The organism is Streptomyces sp. NPDC050264 (assembly GCF_040655895.1).
Taxonomy (GTDB): Bacteria; Actinomycetota; Actinomycetes; order Streptomycetales; family Streptomycetaceae; genus Streptomyces.
The window spans coordinates 57758-78299 of sequence record NZ_JBFAKV010000027.1; the positions used below are offsets into that span (position 1 = coordinate 57758).

Sequence of the window (20542 nt, forward strand, 5' to 3'; positions counted from 1 at the left end):
GCAGGCCCCGTGCACCCGCACCATCCGCCCGCCCGCCCCGGGTAGCCAGACGCTGATGTGAAGGAGACGCAGGTGAGTTCACGCGTGCTGGAGCTGGTCGGGGAGCGGGCGCTCGCCCGCCCCGACGATCCCGCGGTCGAGACGGTGGACGGTGTGCTGAGCATGGGCGCGCTGTGGGAGCGGGCTGGGCTGCTGGCCGCGCGGATGACGTCCGCGGGGCTGCGGCCCGGCGAGGTCGCGGTCGTCACCACGGGACGGACCGCGGAGCTGCTCGTCGCCGTCCTGGCCGTCCTGCGGGCGGGCGGCGGGTTCTGTGTCGTGGACCCGGGCTACCCAACGGCGCGGATCCGGCGGATCCTCCGCGAGAGCGGGGCGCGCCTGGTGGTCGGTCCCAGTCTTCGACTGCGTCCCGGGCGGACCGGACCGGCCCGGGAGGGACTGGCGTACGTGGTGTTCACCTCGGGCTCCACGGGCCGGCCCAAAGCGGTCGGGATGCCCCACCGGACCGTCGACGCGCTGATCGAGTGGACGCTGGCCAGCACCTCGCGCGAGCCGCTGCGCACCCTCCAGTTCGCCCCGCTGGGCTTCGACGTGTTCGTACAGGAGGTGTTCACGGCGCTGTGCAGCGGAGGAGTGCTGTGTCTACCGGACGAGGACGAGCGCCGGGACCTGGTGCGGCTCGCGGAACTGCTCGAACGGCGGCGTGTGGAGCGGTTGTTCGTGCCACCGGTCGTGCTCGACCGGCTCGCCGCGCTCGTGCCGTACACGGGCGTGTTCCCCAGCGCACTGCGGGAGGTCGCCGTGGCGGGCGAGGCGCTGCGGGTGACGCCCGGGATCAGGCGCTTCTTCGCGGAGTTGCCGCGCTGTCGGCTGCACCACCACTACGGCCCCTCGGAGACGCACGTGGCCCTCGCGCACACCCTGACCGGCCCGCCCGGCGCCTGGCCTGACCTGCCGCCGATCGGCACGCCTGTGGCGGGCTTCGGAGCCGGCGTGGTCGACGGCGAGCTGTGGTTGACGGGGCCCGGCGTCGGCCACGGCTACCTCAACGACCCGGCGGCGACCGCGCGCCGCTTCGTCCAGGGTCCGGGGGCCGAGTGGCCCACGTACCGGACGGGCGATCTCGTCGCACGGGACCAGGACGGTCTGCTGCGGTTCCTCGGCCGCGCCGACGACCAGGTCAAGGTCCGGGGCCATCTGGTCGATCCGGCGGAGGTGGAGTCGGTCCTCGGGTCGCTGCCCGGGGTGCGCGAGTGCGCGGTGACCGCCGAACAGGTCGCCGGGGAGACGCAGTTGGCGGCGTACGTGGCCGGCGACGCGGCGGGGCTGCGGGCCCGGCTCGCGGCGGAGCTCCCGGCGCACCTGGTGCCCGCGCGGATCCAGTCCGTGGACCGGCTGCCGCTCACCCCGCACGGCAAGGTCGACCGCGCCCGGCTGCCGGCGCCTCCCCCGCCCGGAGCGGCGGGGGAGGCGCCGGACGGGAGTGTCGAGCGGGAGGTGGCGTCGGTGTGGTCGGCGGTCCTGGGCCGCGAGGACATCGGCCGTGACCACTCCTTCCTGTCGCTGGGCGGCACGTCTCTGTCGGCGGCGCTGGTCCTGGCCCGGCTGCGGGCCAGCTTTCCGGCCCGCGTCGACCTCAGCGGTTTCCTGGCCGCGCCGACCGTGCGCGAGCTGGCCCGACGACTGACCGAGACCGAACCGGTGAGGGGCGCATGAGCACGCCGACGCTTGAGCTGTATCTGGACCTGATCAAGGAGGTCCTGTCCAACACGATCTACGAGGATCCGCCGATCCCCGCCGACTGGGCGCCCTCGGCCGACTACGAACCGCTCAACCGCAGGCTCGGCGTGGACTGGCCGAGCCAGGCGCACACGATGATCGGCCGGCGGCGGCTGGACAACCTCCAGTACTGCGTGGAGCGCGTCCTGGCGGACGGCGTCCCGGGCGACCTGATCGAGACGGGGGTCTGGCGGGGCGGCGCGTGCATCCTGATGCGGGCGGTCCTGCGGGCGCACGGCGTGACGGACCGGCGGGTGTGGGTGGCGGACTCCTTCCAGGGCATGCCCGTGCCGGACGCGGACACCCACCCGGCAGACCGGGCGCTCGCCGCGCACACCCACAACGACGTCATCGCCGTGGACCTGGACACCGTGCGGCGCAACTTCGAGCGGTACGGGCTGCTGGACGAGCAGGTCGTGTTCCTGCCGGGCTGGTTCCACGAGACGCTGCCGTCCGCCCCGCTCGGGCGGCTCGCGGTGCTGCGGCTCGACAGCGACCTGTACACCTCCACCGTGCAGACCCTGGACCTCCTCCACCCGAGGGTGTCCCCGGGCGGCTTCGTCATCGTCGACGACTACCACATCCCGGCCTGCCGGGACGCCGTCCACGACTGGCGGGAGCGCAACGGCGTGCGCGAGGAGATCGAGGACATCGACGGGCTGGGCGCCTTCTGGCGCCTGACGCCCTCGGAAGGGGCCACCCTGTGAACGCGACGCTGCCCGCCGTACGTGCCCTGGTGGCCGAGGTGTTCGGGCTGCCGGTGGACGCCGTCGACCCGGAGGCCCCGCTGATCGCGCTGGGCGGCGAGTCACTGACGCTGCTCGCCCTGACGCGCAGGCTGCATGACCGGTTCGGAGTCCGGCTGCCGGTCCGCGCGTTGTTCGAGGACGAGCTGTCGGTGCGGGCCATGACCGCTCGCCTCGCGCCGGAGCCGGAGCCGGACCCCGGTCCGCAGGGCCGCCGGAGCGCGGACCGCGGCCCCGTCGACTTCAGCCTCTACTTCTTCGGCGACTACCCGCACGGCGACGGCCCCGCCCGCTACGAAGCGCTGTTGACCGCGGCGGAGTTCGCCGACACGAACGGCTTCCACGCGCTGTGGGTGCCCGAGCGGCACTTCCACTCCTTCGGCGGGCTGTTCCCCAACCCCGCGGTGCTGGCCGCGGCGCTCGCGGCGCGCACCCGGTCCGTGCGCCTGCACGCGGGGTCGGTCGTGCTGCCGCTGCACCACCCGGTGCGGGTCGCCGAGGAATGGGCCATGGTCGACAACCTCTCCGGCGGGCGGGCCGGGCTGTGCGTGGCCTCCGGTTGGCATTCGGGCGACTTCGTCCTGGCGCCCGGGAACTACGAGGACCGGCGCGAGCTGATGTACGAACGCCTCGACACCGTACGCCGCTTGTGGGCGGGCGCACCGCACACCGCGGTCGGGGGCGACGGCGAGCCCGTCGACGTGACGCTCTTCCCGGCGCCGGTACAGAAGCGGATGCCGCTCGCGGTGGCCGTCCTGTCCACTCCCGCGAGCTGGGAGCGGGCGGCGCGGGAGGACGTGGGCGTCGTGACCAATCTGATGCAGCAGGACGTCGGGGACCTGGCGCGCAACATCGCGCTGTACCGGCGCACCCGTGCCGCGTGCGGGCTCGACCCGCGGGAGGGGCGGGTCACCGTCCTCGTCCACACGTATCTGCGCGGGGACGGCGCGCGGGCGCGGCAGGAGGCGTACGGCCCCTTCAGCGCCTACCTGCGGTCCTCGCTGTCGCTGTTCGACACCGCGGTGCGCAGTCTCGGCGTCGAGGTGGACCTGGCGCACACCCCGGCGGACGACGTGGAGTTCCTGCTGGAGCGCGCCTACGACCGCTACTGCGCGACCCGGGCGCTGATCGGCACCCGGGCCGAGGTGCGGCCGGTGCTGGACGCGCTGGTGGCGGCGGGGGTGGACGAGATCGGCGCCTTCGTGGACTTCGGTCTCCCCGCCGCGGACATGCTGGCCGGCCTCCCCCACCTGGCGGCGCTCAAGGACGACCCGGCCCCGGACGGCGGCCGGCCGGCCCGGGCACCGGCCGTAGTGGTACCGGCCGTGGCGGCACCGCCCGCCGTCACCGCGCCCGCCTCGCCGCAGCAGCGCCGGATGTGGCTGATGGACCGGATGGACCCGGGACGCTCGGTCCACAACGAGCCCAAGGCCGTGGAGCTGACGGGACCACTGGACCGGGACGCGCTGATCGGGGCGCTGGCTGAGGTGGTGGCTCGCCACGACGCGCTGCGCACGTCCTTCCGGGAGGTGGACGGCGTGTTGCGGCAGGCGGTCGGAGGGCCGTTCACCCCGCAGTGCCCCGTCACCGAGCTGACCGGCCGCACCCCCCAGGAGGCGGTCGCCGAGCTGCACGCCGCACACGGCACGGCGCCCTTCGATCTGTCGGCGGGCCCGCTGTGGCGGGTGGCGCTGGGCGTGCTCGGGCCGGAACGCCACATCCTGTACCTGGTGGCGCACCACAGCGTCTTCGACGCCGGGTCCACCGCGGTCTTCCTGCGCGACCTCGCCGCCTGCCACCGCGGTGGCGCCGCCGCGCTGCCTCCGCTCCCCCAACCGCCGGCACCGGACCCGCGTCCGGAAGGCGAGGCCGGACTCGCGTTCTGGACGCGGCTGCTGCGGGGCGCCCCGGTGCTGCGGCTGCCTGCCGACCGGCCGCGCGACGCTGCCCGGCCGGTGCGGGGCGCGAGCCTGACCCACGACTTCGACGGCGCGCTCGCCCGGCGCCTGCGCGCCTTCGGGCGCTCGGTCGGGGCCACCGCGTTCACGACGCTGCTGAGCGCGGTCGCCGCCGTGCTCGGCCGGTTCGGCGACACCGACGACGTCGTCCTCGGTACCGCCGTCTCGCACCGGCCACCGGGCACCGAGGACCGGATCGGGATGTACGTGGAGACCCTGGCCCTGCGTCTGGACGTGTCGGGCGACCCGTCGTTCGCCGCTCTCGTGCGGCGGGTGCGCGGCGTGGTCATGGACGCGCTGGAGCACCGGGACGTGCCGCTGGACGAGGTCGTCGCGGCGGTCAACCCGGAGCGGGCCGCGGGCACCAACCCCCTGTTCGACGTGCTGGTGGAGTACGAGGAGGAAGTGGACGGGGACTTCGGCGGGGCAGGGCTGTCCGCGCGCCCGCTCCCGGTGCCGCGTGCGCAGGCGCCCTTCGCCCTGGCCCTCTACTTCACGGGCCGCCCGGACGGCCTCGGCTGCACGGTGGAGTACGACGAAGGCCTGTTCGAAACGGAGACGCTCACCCGGCTGCTCCGCCACATCGAGGACCTGCTCCGCCGGGGGCTGGACGACTCGGCCGGGCCCCTGTCCGCCCTGACCTCGCTGACCGCGCCGGACGAGCGTTTCCTCGCCCTCCACGACGGCTCGGCCGCCGCGACGGAGGACCGCGCCGCCCCCGGAGGGGGTCACGAGGACGACGGACCGGCGTCCCTGCACGGGCTGTTCGAGCGGGCGGCCCTCGCCGAGCCGGACGCGGTCGCCCTGTCCGGAGCGCACGGCACGATCACGTACGGCGAGCTGGACTCCGACGCCAACCGGCTCGCCCACCGGCTGATCGGCGAAGGGGTCACCCCCGGCAGCGCGGTCGCGGTGCGGCTGCCCCGGGGGCCCGGCCTGGTCACCGCGCTGCTGGCGGTCCTCAAGTGCGGGGCCGCGTACGTCCCCGTCGACCCGGCTCTGCCCGCCGCGCGCCGCGAGGCGCTGGTCCGGGAGAGCGGCGCCGTGCTCGACCTCACCGATCCGCACGCCGACCCCGCCCTCCCGATGGCCCCGCCCGGCGTGCCCGCCGACCCGGGCGCGACGGCGTACATGATCTTCACTTCAGGGACCACGGGCGGCGCGCGGCCGGTCGCGGTGCCGCACCGCGGACCGGTGGCCCTGCTGCGCTGGCAGGCACGGACGCACCCGCCGCTGCGCACGCTCCAGTGGACCTCGGCCAGCTTCGACGTGAGCGTGCAGGAAGTCTTCGGCACGCTCGCCGCGGGTGCGGAACTGGTCCTGCTGGACGAGGCCGACCGTCTCGACCCGGCGGCCGTCGGAGAGATCGTGCGCCGGCACGAGGTCGAGCGCCTGTGCCTGCCCGCCACCCCGCTGGCGGCCCTCCTGCGCAGCGCCGGACCGATGCCGTCCCTGCGAGAGATCTTCTGCGCGGGCGAGCCCCTGCGCATGGGGCCCCCGCTCACCCGGTTTCTGGCGGAGCAGCCGCAGACCCGCCTGTTCAACCAGTACGGGCCGACCGAGGCATCGGTGATCGTGACCGAGCACCTCGTGTCGCCGGCCGACGGCCCCGCTCCGCCGATCGGACGGCCCGTCACCGGGGTGCTGCTGCGGGTCGAGGACCGGCAGGGTCGCCCGGTGCCACCGGGGGTGCCCGGGGAACTGCTGATCGGCGGGGCGCAGGTGGCCGACGGCTACCCGGGCGACCCGGACCTCACGGCCCGCCGGTTCCTGGACGACGGCACCCGGCGCTGGTTCCGGACCGGCGACCTGGTCCGCTTCACCCACCACGGCGCGCTGGAGCACCTCGGCCGCCTGGACGACCAGGTCAAGATCCGCGGGTTCCGGGTCGAACCGGGTGAGGCGCAGGCGGCACTGAACGCGCTGCCGGAGGTGGTGGAGGCGGCCGTGCTGGCCGAACACGAGCCACAACCGCGGCTCGTCGCCCATGTCGTGCTGCGCGAACAGCCGGCGGACTGGGTGTCCGTGCTGCGTGCGGGGCTCGCCGAGTCGCTGCCGGACCATCTCGTCCCGGCGGCCTGGTTCGCCGTGGACCGGCTTCCCGTGGGTGCCAACGGCAAGCTGGACCGGGCCGCGCTGCGCGGGACGACGGGAGCTGGGGCCCTGCCCGTGGGCCGCCCGCCGGCCACTTCGCAGGAGGAGCGGGTGCACCGGCTGTGGTGCCTGGAGCTGGGCGTGCAGAGCCTTCCCGCGGACGTGTCGTTCTTCCAGGTGGGCGGCGACTCCCTGCACGCCGTGCGGATGCTGGAGCGGATGCGCGGCGAGACGGGCGAACGGGTGCCCATGGCGGAGTTCCTCAAGGCGCCGACGATCCACGCCCTGGCGCGGCACTTCGCGGGTGCCCGGTGAACGGCACGCGGGAGCGGGTCGCCCGGACCGTGGCCGCTCTGCTGGGCGGCACGCAGGTCGATGCCGAGGTCCCCTTGCCCGAACTGGGGCTGACCTCCCTGCTCGCCGCGCGGCTGCGGCTGCGTCTTGAACGGGAGTTCGGCAGGGCGGTGCCCGCCGCCGTGCTGACCGAGCACTACACGGTGCGCGCCCTGGCCCGGTACCTCGACGGGGACGGGGCGCGTCCCGCGCCACCCGCGGCCCGCGTGGACCCGCCGGTGACCGTGGACCGGCGGGTGGCCGTCATCGGCATGGCGGCCCGGCTCCCCGGCGCCCCGGACATCGACGCCTTCTGGCAGAACCTGCAGGCCGGGGTCTGCTCGGTCGGCGAACCGCTGGCCGACGCGGACGCCTTCGATGCGGCGTTCTTCGGGATGAGCCCGCGGGAGGCGGAGCGGACCGATCCCGCGCACCGGCTGCTGCTGGAGAGCTGCTACCACGCCTTGGAGGACGGAGGCTGCCCGGAACCGGACGAGGAGACCCGGGTCGCGGTCTTCGCGGGCACCGGCATGAACCTCTACGGTCCGCAGGCGCCGCACTTCCTGCGCGACGGCAGCGCCGCCGATCCGCTCGAGGCGGTCGCCGAACTCATCGGCGGGCAGGGGGACTTCCTGGCCACCCGGGTCGCCTGGCACCTTGGGCTGACCGGGCCGGCGGTGACCGTGCAGAGCGCCTGCTCCACCTCGCTGGTCGCGGTGCACATGGCGGTCCAGGCACTCCTGACGGGGGACGCGGACCTCGCGCTCGCCGGCGCGGCGGCCGTCCGCCGCACACCCGTCCCCGAGGGCCCGGCGGACCCGGAGTACATCCTGTCGCCGAGCGGGGTCGTCCGCGCCTTCGACGTGGCCGCCGACGGCACGGTGGGCGGGGACGGGGTCGGCGTGGTGCTGCTGAAGCCGCTGGCCCGGGCCCTGGCCGACGGGGACACCGTGCACGCCGTGATCCTGGGGTCCGCGGTCACCAACGACGGGCACGCCAAGGCGGGGTTCACCGCCCCGTCGGTGCGCGGTCACGCCGCCGCGGTCCGGCACGCCCTGGAACGCGCCGGGGCCGAGCCGCAGACGATCGGCTACCTGGAGGCGCACGGCACCGGCACGGCGGTGGGCGACCCGGTCGAGTTCCGCGCGCTCACCGAGGCCCTGGCGGGGCCCGCGCCGGGCGGGACCGCGCGCACCGGGCTCGGCTCGGTGAAGCCGTCGGTCGGGCACCTCGACACGTGCGCGGGGATGGCCGGGCTGATCAAGACGGTGCTCATGCTGCGCCACGGTGAACTGGTGCCCACGGTGAACTCGTCGGCGCCCGACCCGCGACTGGCATGGTCGCGGAGCCCGTTCTTCCCGGTCACCGAACGCGCTGCTTGGCCGGCGGGGAGCGGCCCGCGCCGGGCGGGCGTCAGCGCGCTCGGGTTCGGCGGCACCAACGCCCACGTCGTCCTGGAGGAACCGCCCGTGCGAGCCACGGTGCCCGATGGCGGCCGGGAGGCGCTGGTGCCGCTCGCCGCACCCGACGAGGCCTCGCTGCGGCGCCGGGCCGCCCAGCTCCGCGACTGGCTGCGCGGGCACGACGGTCTTCGCGCGGGGGACGTCGCCCGGCGACTGCACGGCCGCCCGCCCCGTCCGGCCGCCCGCCTCGCCGTCGCGGGACGCACCGCCGCGGAGATCGCCGACGCGCTGGACGCCGCGCTCGCCCGGGAGTGGCCCGGGGAACCACCGCTCGGGCCCCCGGCGTTCGCGTTCCGCGGCCAGGGCGCCGGCGCGTGGGACACCGGCGCGCACCGGGACGACCCGGTCGTCCGGGCCGTGGTGGAGCCGTTCGCGGAGGTGCTGGACCGGCCCCAGGCCGCCCACCTCGTGTGGCAGGTGGCGCACACCCGGCGCTGGGAGCGGGCCGGGGTGGAGCCCGCCTGTGTGGTCGGGCACAGCCTGGGCGAACTGGCCGCGCTGTGCGCGGCGGGCGCCCTGACGCCGGCCGACGCGGTCCGCTTCACACTGATCCGCGAGGAGTTGACCCGGTCCACCCGGCCGGGACGCATGCTGGCGATCAGCGCGCCCCTGGAGGTGGCGCTGGACGCGGCCGCCGGGACCGGGGCGGACCTCGCCGCCCACAACGCGCCCACCTCGCACACTCTCTCGGGACCCGACGCGGTGATGGACCGCGCGGAGTCCTGGCTCGACGCCCGCGCGGTGCCGTTCCGCGCCCTGCCGATGACGACCGCCTACCACTCCCACCTGATGGAGCCGGTCATGGACCGGCTCGCCGGCTGCGCACGTGACCTCGACTGGCGCCCCCTGCGGGTGCCGTGGGCCTCGGCGGCGGACGGCGAACTGCTTCCGGCCGGAACCACTCCCGACCCGGACTGCCTGGTCCGCCAGGTCCGGTACCCGGTGCTGTTCGACCCCGCTCTGCGCGCGTTGGGCGCCACCGGCACCCGGGACTTCGTGGAGATCGCGCCGACTCCCGTGCTGCGGGACTTCGGCCGCCGGGTGCTGCCGGACAGCGCCTGGTACCTCTGGGGCGCGGCCGGACTCGCCGCCCTGCACCGGCGCGGCGCCGCTCTCGACTTCGCCGCGCTCAACGGCCCCGGCCCGCGGGCCCCCCTTCCCGGATTCCCCTTCACCCGGCAGAGGTTCCCCTGGTGACCCCCGCGCCCCCCGTCCTGCTGGCCCTCGACCACCCCGCCCAGCGCGCCGAAGCCCCCCTGTCCGCCCTCCGGCTGCCCGCTCTCCACCAGCTCCTGCCCGCGCCTCCCCCGCCCGCGTCGCCCGGCCCGTACCTGGAGGGGCTGTGCGCTGCTCTGCCCCCCGACAGGCCCGCCGCGGTGCTGGCCCCCTGCGCGTCCGCGCCCCTGGCCGCCGTCCTCGCCGGCCGGACGGACCGCGCGGTGCCGCTCGTCCTCTTCGACGCCGAACCGGTGACCGCGGCGATGGTCCTGACCGCCTACCGCGACACCGTCGCCCAGCTCGGTGTGGTGCCGGACCACCGGGAGGCCCGGCACCTGGCCGCGTGCGTCGGCGAGCCCGGCGCCTTCCTCGCGCACGCGCGGCACCGGCTCGCCGCGCACGTCGACGGGGCCCTGCGCGCCGACGGCGCCGGCGCCGAGGACGTCCAGGACCTCGCGGAGCCGTTGGTCGACGCGGCCCTGCGCTGGCTCGCCCATCTGCTGGCCGCCCATCACGCCCCGCCGCCCGCGTCGGTGGGCCCGACGCTGCGGATCCTGTCGGCGCGCACCCCCGGCGACGGCCTGCGCATCGGGTGCGAGCGGGTTGATCTGCTGCGTGACCCCCGTACCGCCGACGCCGTCGTGGCCTTCCTGGCCGCGCACGGCGTCCGCACCGGCCCCGACCACTAGCGGAGAGCACCGTGGAATTTCCGGCGTCCAGCGCCCAGCAAAGGATGTACTACGTCGATGCCGCGTCCGGCACCTCGGCCGTCCACCACCTGCCCGTGGCCCGCACACTCCACGGCGATGTGCGGCCGGCGGAACTCGCCCGCGCGGCCCAGCGGCTGGTGGACCGCCACGAAGCGCTGCGGACCCGGTTCGCCCTGCGGGACGGACGGCTGACACAGATCGTGGACGCCCGCGCGGAAGTCGACTGGCGCTACGACGAACCTCCGGGCACCGCACGGGAAGTGCTCCCGGACGACGCGGCGGCCCGGTGGACGGACGTCGAGCGCGACCGCCCCTTCGATCTGGCGAGCGGACCGCTGTTCCGGGTGCGGCTGCTGCGCCTGGGCCCCGAGCGGTGGCGGCTGCTGCTGTGCATGCACCACATCGTGAGCGACGGCTGGTCGGTGGGCGTGCTGCTGGAGGAACTCTTCGCACGCGAGGGGCCGGCCGCGCCGCCCTACCGGGCGTTCACCTCCGCGCAGGAGGCGTTTCTCGCGAGCACGGACGCCGCGTCCGAACGGGCCTACTGGCGCGAGCGGCTGGGCGACGGACCGGCACCGCTCGTCCTCCCGCCGCCCCTGACCCGGGACAGCCGGGACGGCAGCGTCGTCCTCGCCCTCCCCTCCGACGTGGTCCGGCGCCTGCGCGCCGTCGCCGCCGGCGGTGACACCACCCTGTTCGGGGTGCTGCTGTCCGCGTACATGGTCCTCCTCAGCCGGTACGCCGGGACCGATGACGTGGTGGTGGGCACGGTGGTCGCGGGCCGCACCGAGGCGCGCTTCGACCGGACCGTGGGGCTGCTGGCCAATACGGTCGCGCTCCGCGCGGACCTGCGCCCGGACCGCTCCTTCCGGGCCCTGTGCGGTGTGGTGCGCGACGAGCTGTTCCGCGCGCTGGACCACCAGCGACTGCCGTTCGACGAGGTCGTGGCCGCCGTTCGGCCGCAGCGCCGCGAAGACGGTGCGCCGCTCGTGCGAGCCGCGTTCACGCTGCGCCGCGCCGAGCCGCCCCGCACCCCACGGCCCGGCCTGCGCGTCGAGGAAGAGGACGTGCCGGTCGCCGAGGCGAAGTTCCCGCTGCTCCTGGACGTCATGGAGGACGGGGAGGGGGCGCGCTGCACGCTGGAGCACCGCGCGGACGCCATGGACGCGGCGATGGCACGGCGGTTCGCCGAGCACTACGGCCACCTGTTGCGCGAGGTGGCTGCGCGCCCCGACGTCCTCCTGTCCCAGGTGGACGTGGTGCCCTCGTCGCCGCCGTCCGCTCTGGAGGTGCCGGTGGTGGGGCGGTGCGCCCACGAGGTGTTCGCCGAACTGGCGGCCCGCCGTCCCGACGCGGTCGCGGTCGTCGCGCAGGACCGGTCGCTGACCTACGGGGAGTTGGAGCGGCGGGCCAACCGGCTCGCGCACCGGCTGCGCGAACACGGGGTGGGCCGGGGCACGCTGGTCGGCGTGCACGTGTCCCGGTCGTCCTTCCTGATCGTCGCCCTGCTGGGCGTGCTGAAGGCGGGCGGCGCCTATCTCCCGCTCGACCCGGCCCATCCCCCGTCGCGGCTGCGGCGGTTGGCGGCCGACGCCCGGCTCGGCGTCACCGTCACCGACGGCGGGCCGGCCGGGTTCGCCGGGCGGTGCGTCGATGTCGCCGACCCGTCGCTCGCGCGGCACCCGGACACGGCGCCCGAGACCGGCGTGACCCCGGACGACCTCGCCTACGTCATCCACACCTCCGGCTCCACCGGCACCCCCAAGGGCGCCCTGGTGGCCCACCGCAACATCGTGCGACTGTTCTCCGCCACGGACCGGTGGTTCGGCTTCGGCGCGGACGACGTCTGGTCGCTGTTCCACAGCCATGCCTTCGACTACTCGGTGTGGGAGCTGTGGGGCGCCCTGTTGCACGGCGGACGGCTCGTCGTGGTGGACGCGGACACCACCCGCTCCCCCGCACTGCTGCACGCCCTGGTGCGGCGTGAACAGATCACCGTGCTCAGCCTCACCCCGTCCGTGTTCGCGCAGTTCATCCGGTACGACACGCAGGCACCACCGGGGCTGGCGGTGCGCAGGGTGGTCCTCGGCGGGGAGGCGCTGGACCCCGGCATCCTGGCCGGCTGGTTCGCCCGGCACGGCGAGGACAGCCCGCGGGTCATGAACATGTACGGCATCACCGAGGCCACCGTGCACGCCACCTGCCGCCGGATGACCGCCGCCGACACCACCCGCCCCGGCAGCCCCGTCGGGGTCCCCCTGGCGGATCTGCGCGCCCACGTCCTGGACCACCGCGAGCGTCCGGTGCCGCCGGGCGTGGTGGGGGAACTGTGGCTGGAGGGAGCCGGTCTCGCCGACGGCTACCTCGGCCTGCCGGGGCCCACCGCCGAGCGGTTCGTGGAGCGCGCCGGGAGCCGCAGGTACCGCACCGGCGACCTGGTGCGGACGCTGCCCGACGGGGGCCTTGAGTACCACGGCCGGATCGACGACCAGGTCAAGATCCGGGGGTTCCGGGTGGAGCCGGGAGAGGTGCGGGCCGCGCTCGCGGCGCTGGACGGGGTCCAGGAGGCGTGTGTGGTGCACCGCGACGGTGTACTCACCGGATACGCCGCGGCCGACGCCGGGATGCACCCCGACACGCTGCGGCGCGCGCTGCGCGCCCGGCTGCCCGACCACCTGGTCCCGGCCCACCTGGTGGTCCTGGACCGGCTGCCGCTGACGGTGAACGGCAAGGTGGACCGGGCGGCGCTGCCGGACCCGGTCGATCGGGCCCCGGCGCCGCGCGCACGCCCCGCGGCCGCGGTGGAGGCGGCCCTCGCGGCGATCTGGCAACAGGTGCTGGAGCGGCCGGCGGTGGACGTGGACGACAACTACTTCGCGCTCGGCGGGGACTCCCTGCGCAGCATCCGGATCGTGGCCCTGGCCCGTGCGCAGGGCCTGCACCTCGACGTGTCCGACCTGCTGCGGCACCAGAGCGTGCGCGCGCTGGCGCTGGCCGCCGTGCCCGCGCCGCCGTCCGGGGCGCACGCGCACGAGCCGTTCGCGCTGCTGTCGCCCGGGGACCGGGCCGGGATCGGCCCCGGCGTCACGGACGCCTACCCGCTGACCCGCCTCCAGGCGGGCATGTTCTTCCACAGCGAGCGGTCGGGGCTCTACCACAACGTCAAGGCGTACACCCTGCGCGGGCCGTTCGACGCGCGCCGCTGGCGCGAGGCCGTCTCGGGCCTGACGGAAAGCCATGAACTGCTGCGCACCTCGTTCGCGCTGACCGGGTTCAGCGAACCCGTGCAGCTCGTGCACGCCCGGGTTCCGGTGCCCCTGACGGTGGAGGACCTGCGGGGGCTGCCCGACCGGGAGGCGCGCGGGGCCGCACGGTTCGCGGCCGAACGATCCAAGGCGTTCGACACGGCGCGGCCACCCCTGGTCCGCTACCACCTCCAGCGGCTCACCGACGACCTGACCCGGCTCTTCGTCACCGAGCACCACGCCGTCATGGACGGCTGGAGCGAACGCTCCCTGCTGGTGGAGCTGCTCGCCCGGTACGCGCGTACCGGTGTCGGAGCGCCGCCCGTCGCCAGGTTCCGCTCCTACGTGGCGCTGGAACGGGCGGCGCTCGCGGACCCGGCACCCCGCGCGTTCTGGCGCCGGAAGCTGGCCGGCATGTCGCTGACGGAACTGCCCGGACGGCGCTCCGCCGGCGGGGGGACCACGATGCGCTATCTGGAACGGCCGTTGGCCGAGGGCCTGGCGGAGCGGGTGACCCGGCTGGCGCGCGCGCTCGGGGTCCCGGTGCGCACGGTGCTCCTCGCGGCCCATCTGCGCGTCGTGGGCCTGCTGTCGGGGACCGATGACGTCGTCAGCGGCGCGGTCTGCCCCGGCCGGGTGCCGGAACCCGACGGCGACCGGGTGACCGGGCTGTTCCTGAACACCCTGCCGCTGCGGCTGCGCCTGCCCGACGGCAGCTGGGCCGAGCTCGTCCGGGCCACCGCCGGGGCCGACCTGGAGGTCCAGCGGCACGTCCGCTTCCCGTTGGCGGAGATCATGCGGGTGACCGGCCGGGCCGTCCTCTTCACGACGTTCTTCAACTTCACGCACTTCCACGTCGAGCGGTCCCTCCCGCCGGACGGGCCGCGGATCGTGGCCGAGGAGGGGGTGGCCGACGCGGACATCCCGTTCGGCGCGGAGTTCTCCCTGGACGGAGCCGACGGCGCGCTGCGCCTGGGACTGCGGTGGGACGCGGACCGTTTCACCGAGGAACGGGTGGCGCTCGTCCACCGTTACTACGGCGCGGCGCTGGAGGCCATGACCGCGCGCCCTGACGCTCCGTACGGCGAGGTGGTCCTGCTGTCGGAGGCGGAGCGCGCCGCGGGCCGCCCACGGCAGGCGGCGCTTGCCGCCGGGCCCGGCACCGCCCTGCTGCACCGGCTCTTCACCGAGCAGGCCCGGCGCACACCGGACCTCGTCGCCGTGCGGGAGGCGGGGCGCACGCTCACCTACCGCCAGCTCGACGCCCGTTCGGACCGGCTCGCCGCCGCGCTGGTGCGCCGGGGCTGTCGGCCGGGCCGGTTCGTCGGCCTGGTGCTCCGGCGCTCCGCCCTCCAGGCCGTCGCGTTCCTCGCGGTGCTCAAGTCCGGTGCCGCGCACGTGCCGTTGGACCCGGACGACCCCCCGTTGCGGCGGGACGCGCTCACCGGGCGGGCGCGCACGCACCTGACGCTGACGGAGCAGGATGTGCGGGCCCTGGAGGCGCAGGAGGCCGGTGGCAGCGCCCCGGTGGCGCTGCCACCGGTGGCCGCGGAGGACGCCGCCTACCTGATCCACACCTCCGGCTCGACCGGTGATCCCAAGGGGGTCGTCGTGCCGCACCGCGCCGTGTGCAACCTGCTGCGCTGGATGCGGGACGCCTTCGCGCTGGCACCCGGGGAGCGGGTGCTGCACCAGACGGCCTGCACGTTCGATGTCGCGGTCATGGAGCTGTTCTGGCCGCTGACCTCGGGCGGCACGGTGGTCGTGGCCGGGCCGGAGGCGCCCCGGACGCCGGGCGCGCTGGCGCGGCTGCTGCGGTCCGAGCAGGTCACCGCCGCGGTCTTCGTACCGTCAGCGCTGGAGGCGTTCCTCGACGACCCGGACGCGGCGCGTACCGGCCTCACCCGCGTACTGTGCACCGGCGAGGTGCTCCCGCGGGCGCTCCAGGACCGGTTCACGGCCACGCTGGCGGAGACCGCGCTGTTCAATCTGTACGGGCCCACCGAGGCCGCGGTGGAGGTCACCTGGTGGCGCTGTGTTCCCGGCGCCGGCGGGGACTCCGTGCCCATCGGCCGTCCCGTCGACGGCGTCGACCTGCATGTGCTGGACCGGCACGGCCGGGAGGTGCCGCTCGGCGTGCCGGGTGAACTGCACATCGCGGGGGCGGCGCTGGCGCTCGGCTACCACCGGGACGCCGCGGCGACCGCGCGCGGCTTTCCGACGATCCGGCTGCCCGGCGGCGGCTTGCGCCGGGTCTACCGCACCGGGGACCTGGTGCGGCGGCTGCCCGGCGGTGAGCTGGAGTTCACCGGCCGCGCCGACCGCCAGGTCAAGATACGCGGCTTCCGGGTGGAGCCGGCCGAGACGGAGGCCGCGCTGGCCCGGCACCCCGGCGTGCGGCAGTGCGCGGTCACCGCGGACGGGGACCGCCTCATCGCCCATGTGGTCGGAGGTACGGGCGCCGCCGAAGGGCTGCCCGCGCCCGGCGAACTGATCCGGTTCGCCCGGACGCTGCTGCCCGCGCACCAGGTCCCCTCGGTGGTCGTCCCGCTGGACCGGCTGCCCCTGACCCGGCACGGCAAGATCGACCACGCCGCGCTGCCCCGGCCCGGGGCGGATCCGTCGTGGACGGCGCCGCGGACCCTCACAGAGGCACGGGTCGCCGCCGTCTGGGAGCGGGCCCTGGGCCGCGCGCCGGTCGGGGCGCACGACGACTTCCTGACGGTGGGCGGGCACTCGCTGGCGGCCCTGCGACTGATCGGGATGCTGCACGAGGAGTTCGGCGAGCGGCTGCCGGTCGGGGCGGTGCTGAACCACGCCACCCCGGCGCTCCAGGCGGCCCTGCTGGACGGCCGGACGGAGCGCCGGGATCCGCTGTTCATGGTGCATCCGGTCGCCGGGACCGTACTGTGCTACCGCGACCTCGCGGTGTCGGGCGTCCCGGTCCACGCGCTCGCCATCTCGCGCCCGCTGGACTCCGTGGAGGAGGTGGCGCGCGTCCATCTGGCGGAGATCCTGCGGGTCCGCCCGCGCGGCCCGTACCGGCTGGGCGGCTGGTCCTTCGGCGGCGTGGTCGCCTTCGAACTGGCGGTGCTGCTGCGGTCCCGGGGTGAGGAGGTGGCGCTGCTGTCCGTCCTCGACAGCGCTTACCCCGGGACGGCCCCGCCGTCGGACGACGAGGTGCGCTCCCGGCGCCGGCGGGAGGCACCGGACGCCGACCCCGCCGTCTTCCGGGCACACCTGCGGGCCCTGAGCCGCTACCGGCCGCCGCGCTACGAGGGCAGCGTCGTCTTCCACCGCAGCCGGGACGTGGCGGAAGCGGACGTGCGGCGCTGGCGGGCCCGGGTGGCGGGCGGGTTCGACCTGCGGGAGGTCGACACCGACCACACCGGCCTGGTGCGCCATCCACGGGTGCTCGCGGACCTCGGTGAAGAGATGCGCCGGTCATGAGACGCCCCGCGCTCGGCCCGGCCTTCCGGGACCTGTGGGCGGCCCAGGCCGTCTCCCAGTTCGGGGCGAACGTCTCCGTGGTGGCGCTGCCGCTGGTCGCCGCCGTGACCCTGCACGCGGACGGAGTGCGGCTGGGGCTGCTGAGCGCGGCGGGCACACTGCCGCACCTGGTGGTCAGTCCGTTCGCCGGGGTGTGGGTGGACCGCCACTCCCGTCGTCTGCTGCTCGTGTGTGCCGATCTCACGCGTGCGGCACTGCTGTTGGCGGTGCCCGTCGCCGCGGTGTGCCACGTCCTGTCGCCGTCCCTGCTCGTCGTGGTCGCCCTGCTGATCGGCGCCCAGGGGGCGGTGTCGGACGTCGGGTACAGCGCCTTGCTGCCCACCCTGGTCGCGCCCGGGGACCTGGTCCGCGCGAACGCGCGGTTCGAACTGTCGGGGTCGGGGGCGACGATCCTGGGGAGTTCGGCGGGGGGTGCGGCCGTGCAGCTGCTCACCGGTCCGTGGGCGCTGCTGGGGAACGCGGGCGCGTATGCGCTGTCCGCCGTGTTCACCTGGCGGCTGCCCCGGGAGGACCGCCCGCGCGCGCCGGAGGCGGCGGAAACGGACGTGTGGCGACAGATGCGGGCCGGGGCGGCGTACGTCCTCGGCAGTCGCACGCTGCGCGCGGTGACCGCCGCCACCACGGTCTTCAACCTGTTCCTGTTCGTGAGCGAGCCCCCTTTGCTGCTGTTCCTCACCCGGACCCTCGCCCTGCCTCCGTCGTGGACCGGGGCGGTGTTCGCCGCCTCCGGGGCCGGTGCCGGGGCCGGGGCGCTGGTGGCGGGCGGTGTGGCCCGCCGCTTCGGTACGCGGGCCGCCCTGTGCTGGTCTCTGGCCCTGGCCGGCGCGGCGGGACTCGCGGTACCGGCCGCGGTCCACCTGCCAGGCCCCGCGGCGGCGGCCGTGATCGCGGGCTCTCACTTCGTCACGAGCGCGCTGGTCATCGTTTTCAACGTCACTCAGCGCGCCGTGCGCGCCGTGCTGACCCCTCCGGCCCTGTACGGCAGGGTCAACGCCTCGATCCGCACGCTCGTCCTGGGCGTGGCGTCCTCGGGGGCTCTGGCGGGCGGCTGGCTGGCGCACCGGACGGCCCCGCAGACGGCCCTTGCCGTGGGGGCGGTGGGAATGACGTGCGCCTGCGCGTTCCTGCTCCCCCTGCGCACGGCGCTGTCGCGCGGCGGGACCGTGCGCACGCGGGAGACCGCGGGCTGGTGAGGGCGTCGGCGCGTGGCGCGCCCGGTGCGTGGGGCCGGCTCAGCCGGTGCTGAGACTTCGGTCGCGGGCCGCGAGCGCGACGGAGTCCGTCGGGCGGGGCCGGGCGGTGAGCAGGATCGGGAGGGGGACGGGGGCCGGGCCGGGTTCTGCGGCCTCCTGGACGACGAAGCTGCGGACCAGTTCCGGCAGGGCGTAGCCGCTGGGTTCCGGGAGGGGTTGCAGCAGACAGGCGTCGACGAGTCCTTCGAGCGCGTCCTGCGCCTCCGCTTCGCTGACCCCCGCCAGCCGTGCGGCGGTTCCTTCGTCGAGCCGGTCGGCCGGCGCTGCGCCCAGGGCGAGAAGCATGCGCTGCTGGGCCGGGCTGAGCCGCCGGTAGCACTGCCCGATGCCGACGGCCACGCTGCGGTCGGCGAGGGTGAGTTCCCGCAGCCGCAGGTCGTGGCGGCGCATCTGCCGGGCCGCGTGGGCGAGGCTGCGGGCGGGGCGGCTGTTGAGCCGGGTGCCGATGATGCGCAGCGCCAGTGGCAGCCGCCCGCACACGGTGGCCAGGTCTCGGGCCGCGGCGGCGTCGTCGATCCGGTGGGCGCCGATCACGCGGCCGAGGAGGTCGATGCCCTCCTCCTCCGTCAGCGGGCCCAGCTGGATGGGCACGGCGCCGTCGAGGTGGCCGATGACCGTCCGGCTGGTCACCAGGACCAGGCAGCCGCCGGTGCCGGGCAGCAGCGGCCGTACGGCCGCGGCGTCCACCACGCCGTCCAGGATCATCAGCACCCGTCGCCCCGCGACGGCCCGCCGCCAGGCGACCAGGCGTCCGTCGAGGTCGTCGGGGATCTGCGCGGTGGGCGTGCCGAGGGTGAGCAGGAGGTGCCGCAGGGCCTCGGCGAGGGTGGGTGGGCCGCCGTACGGGGCGAGGCCCTGGAGGTCGAGGTGGAGGCAGCCGTCGGGGAAGGCGGCGGCCAGCCGGTGCGCGGCGTGCACGGCGAGCGCGGTCTTGCCGACACCGGGCATGCCCGTGAGGGTGACGATGGTGGGGGCGTGGTCGGTGACGGCGGCGCCGAGGCCGAGGAGGACATCGAGTTCGGCCCGGCGTCCGGTGAAGTCCGCGAGGTCGTAGGGCAGGCTGCCGTGGCCTTCGCCGGCGGCGGATCCGTGGGCCGCGGGGCCGGGCGGGGGCGTGTGCTCGGGTTCGGGCTCCGGCCCGGGTTCCGGTTCGGGCAGGGTGAGGGCGGGATCGTCGTTCAGGATGCGCTCTTGGAGGCGGCACAGGCCGGTCCCCGGTTCGATGCCGAGCTCGACCAGTTCCGCGCGACCCTGCGCCATCACCTGCAACGCGTCCGCGCGCCGGCCCATCCGGTAGAGGGCGAGCATGAGCCTCTCCCGCAGTCCTTCGTGCAGCGGGTGCGCGGCGACCAGGGAGTACAGGTCGGGGACCAGGGCGCGGGCCTCCCCCCGCAGCAGCCGCAGGTCGATCAGCCGCTCCGTGGCGACCAGGCGCCGTTCGTCGAGGTCCCGGCCCCCGGAGGCGACGACGGAACCGCTCAGACCGCTCAGGGCACGGCCGCGCCAGAGCCTCAGCGCCGCGGCGAGGTGTTCGACGGCGGCCTCGGTGCGCTCCTCCGCGACCGCGGCTGCGGCCCGGCGCAGCAGGATCTCGAAGGCACGGGAGTCGAGCTGACCCTCGCTCAGCACGAGCCGGTAGCCGGGGGGTTCGGTCAGGATGCGCACGGTGTCGGGCAGCCTGCGGCGCAGGTTCCAGATCATCTTGCGGACCTGGTTGCCCGCCGTGCTCGGCGCGTCCTCGTCCCAGACCGCGCGGATCAGGCGGGTCACGGGGACCACCTTGTCGGCGTGGGTCAGGAGGGTGGCCAGGACGTGGCGCTGTCTGACACCGCCCGGGTTGATCCGGCGCTCCCCGTCCCACACCTCCAGGGGACCGAGCACCTTGAACACCGGGCCCCGCGCGGTCTCGGGATCCGGCTTCGGGAGTTCGCGCTGGGCCATCCAAGTCTCCGGCTTCTGCTGCGTCCGCGGCGGGCGTCGCCGGGGGCGGGGCGGCTGTACTTGTCCTCTACGATCGTCAGGACGCCCCGCGCGGGCCACGCCCCGGCCACCTCACCGACCTGCACGACAGCAAAGCCGGGGGGGTGCGAAATCCCTCCAACCGGCACAAGAGCCCCTTCTGGGTTCGGCGTTCGGCGACCGCTGCGGCCGCCGCCGGGACGCCGCCGCGTCTCGCGCGGGTGCGGCCCCGGTTCCCCCGCGGTTCCGGCGGTGCACCGCCGCTCCTTCGCGC

The 20542-nt window shown here is 75.6% G+C and carries 8 protein-coding genes; 7 read left to right on the plus strand and 1 reads right to left on the minus strand.

Features of this window, described 5'->3' with window-relative positions:
* Positions 1 to 72: 72 nt before the first annotated feature.
* The 7 genes from AB0J02_RS35630 to AB0J02_RS35660 are packed head-to-tail and all read left to right on the plus strand — an operon-like array spanning position 73 to position 18249.
* Complete coding sequence (locus tag AB0J02_RS35630; protein WP_363197992.1) at positions 73 to 1716, plus strand: non-ribosomal peptide synthetase; 1644 nt, start codon at positions 73 to 75, stop codon at positions 1714 to 1716.
* Positions 1713 to 2486, plus strand: a complete 774-nt coding sequence (locus AB0J02_RS35635) for a TylF/MycF/NovP-related O-methyltransferase (protein ID WP_363197993.1) — start codon at positions 1713 to 1715, stop codon at positions 2484 to 2486. The genes AB0J02_RS35630 and AB0J02_RS35635 overlap by 4 nt, the downstream gene beginning before the upstream one ends.
* Positions 2483 to 6892, plus strand: a complete 4410-nt coding sequence (locus AB0J02_RS35640; RefSeq protein ID WP_363197994.1) for a MupA/Atu3671 family FMN-dependent luciferase-like monooxygenase — start codon at positions 2483 to 2485, stop codon at positions 6890 to 6892. The genes AB0J02_RS35635 and AB0J02_RS35640 overlap by 4 nt, the downstream gene beginning before the upstream one ends.
* Positions 6889 to 9570 carry a beta-ketoacyl synthase N-terminal-like domain-containing protein gene (locus AB0J02_RS35645; protein ID WP_363197995.1) on the plus strand — a complete coding sequence of 894 codons (2682 nt, stop codon included), beginning with the start codon at positions 6889 to 6891 and terminating at the stop codon, positions 9568 to 9570. The genes AB0J02_RS35640 and AB0J02_RS35645 overlap by 4 nt, the downstream gene beginning before the upstream one ends.
* Positions 9567 to 10280, plus strand: a complete 714-nt coding sequence (locus tag AB0J02_RS35650) for a hypothetical protein (protein ID WP_363197996.1) — start codon at positions 9567 to 9569, stop codon at positions 10278 to 10280. Before AB0J02_RS35645 ends, AB0J02_RS35650 begins: the two co-directional genes overlap by 4 nt.
* An 11-nt stretch (positions 10281 to 10291) precedes the next feature.
* Positions 10292 to 16996 carry an amino acid adenylation domain-containing protein gene (locus AB0J02_RS35655; RefSeq protein ID WP_363197997.1) on the plus strand — a complete coding sequence of 2235 codons (6705 nt, stop codon included), beginning with the start codon at positions 10292 to 10294 and terminating at the stop codon, positions 16994 to 16996.
* A complete protein-coding gene (locus AB0J02_RS35660) occupies positions 16993 to 18249 on the plus strand; it encodes an MFS transporter (protein WP_363197998.1) in 1257 nt (418 codons plus the stop codon). The genes AB0J02_RS35655 and AB0J02_RS35660 overlap by 4 nt, the downstream gene beginning before the upstream one ends.
* 39 nt (positions 18250 to 18288) lie before the next feature.
* Here AB0J02_RS35660 and AB0J02_RS35665 read toward each other — a convergent pair whose 3' ends face one another.
* Entirely contained in the window at positions 18289 to 20250 is a 1962-nt protein-coding gene (locus tag AB0J02_RS35665) for a BTAD domain-containing putative transcriptional regulator (RefSeq protein ID WP_363197999.1), read from the minus strand.
* Positions 20251 to 20542: the final 292 nt, after the last annotated feature.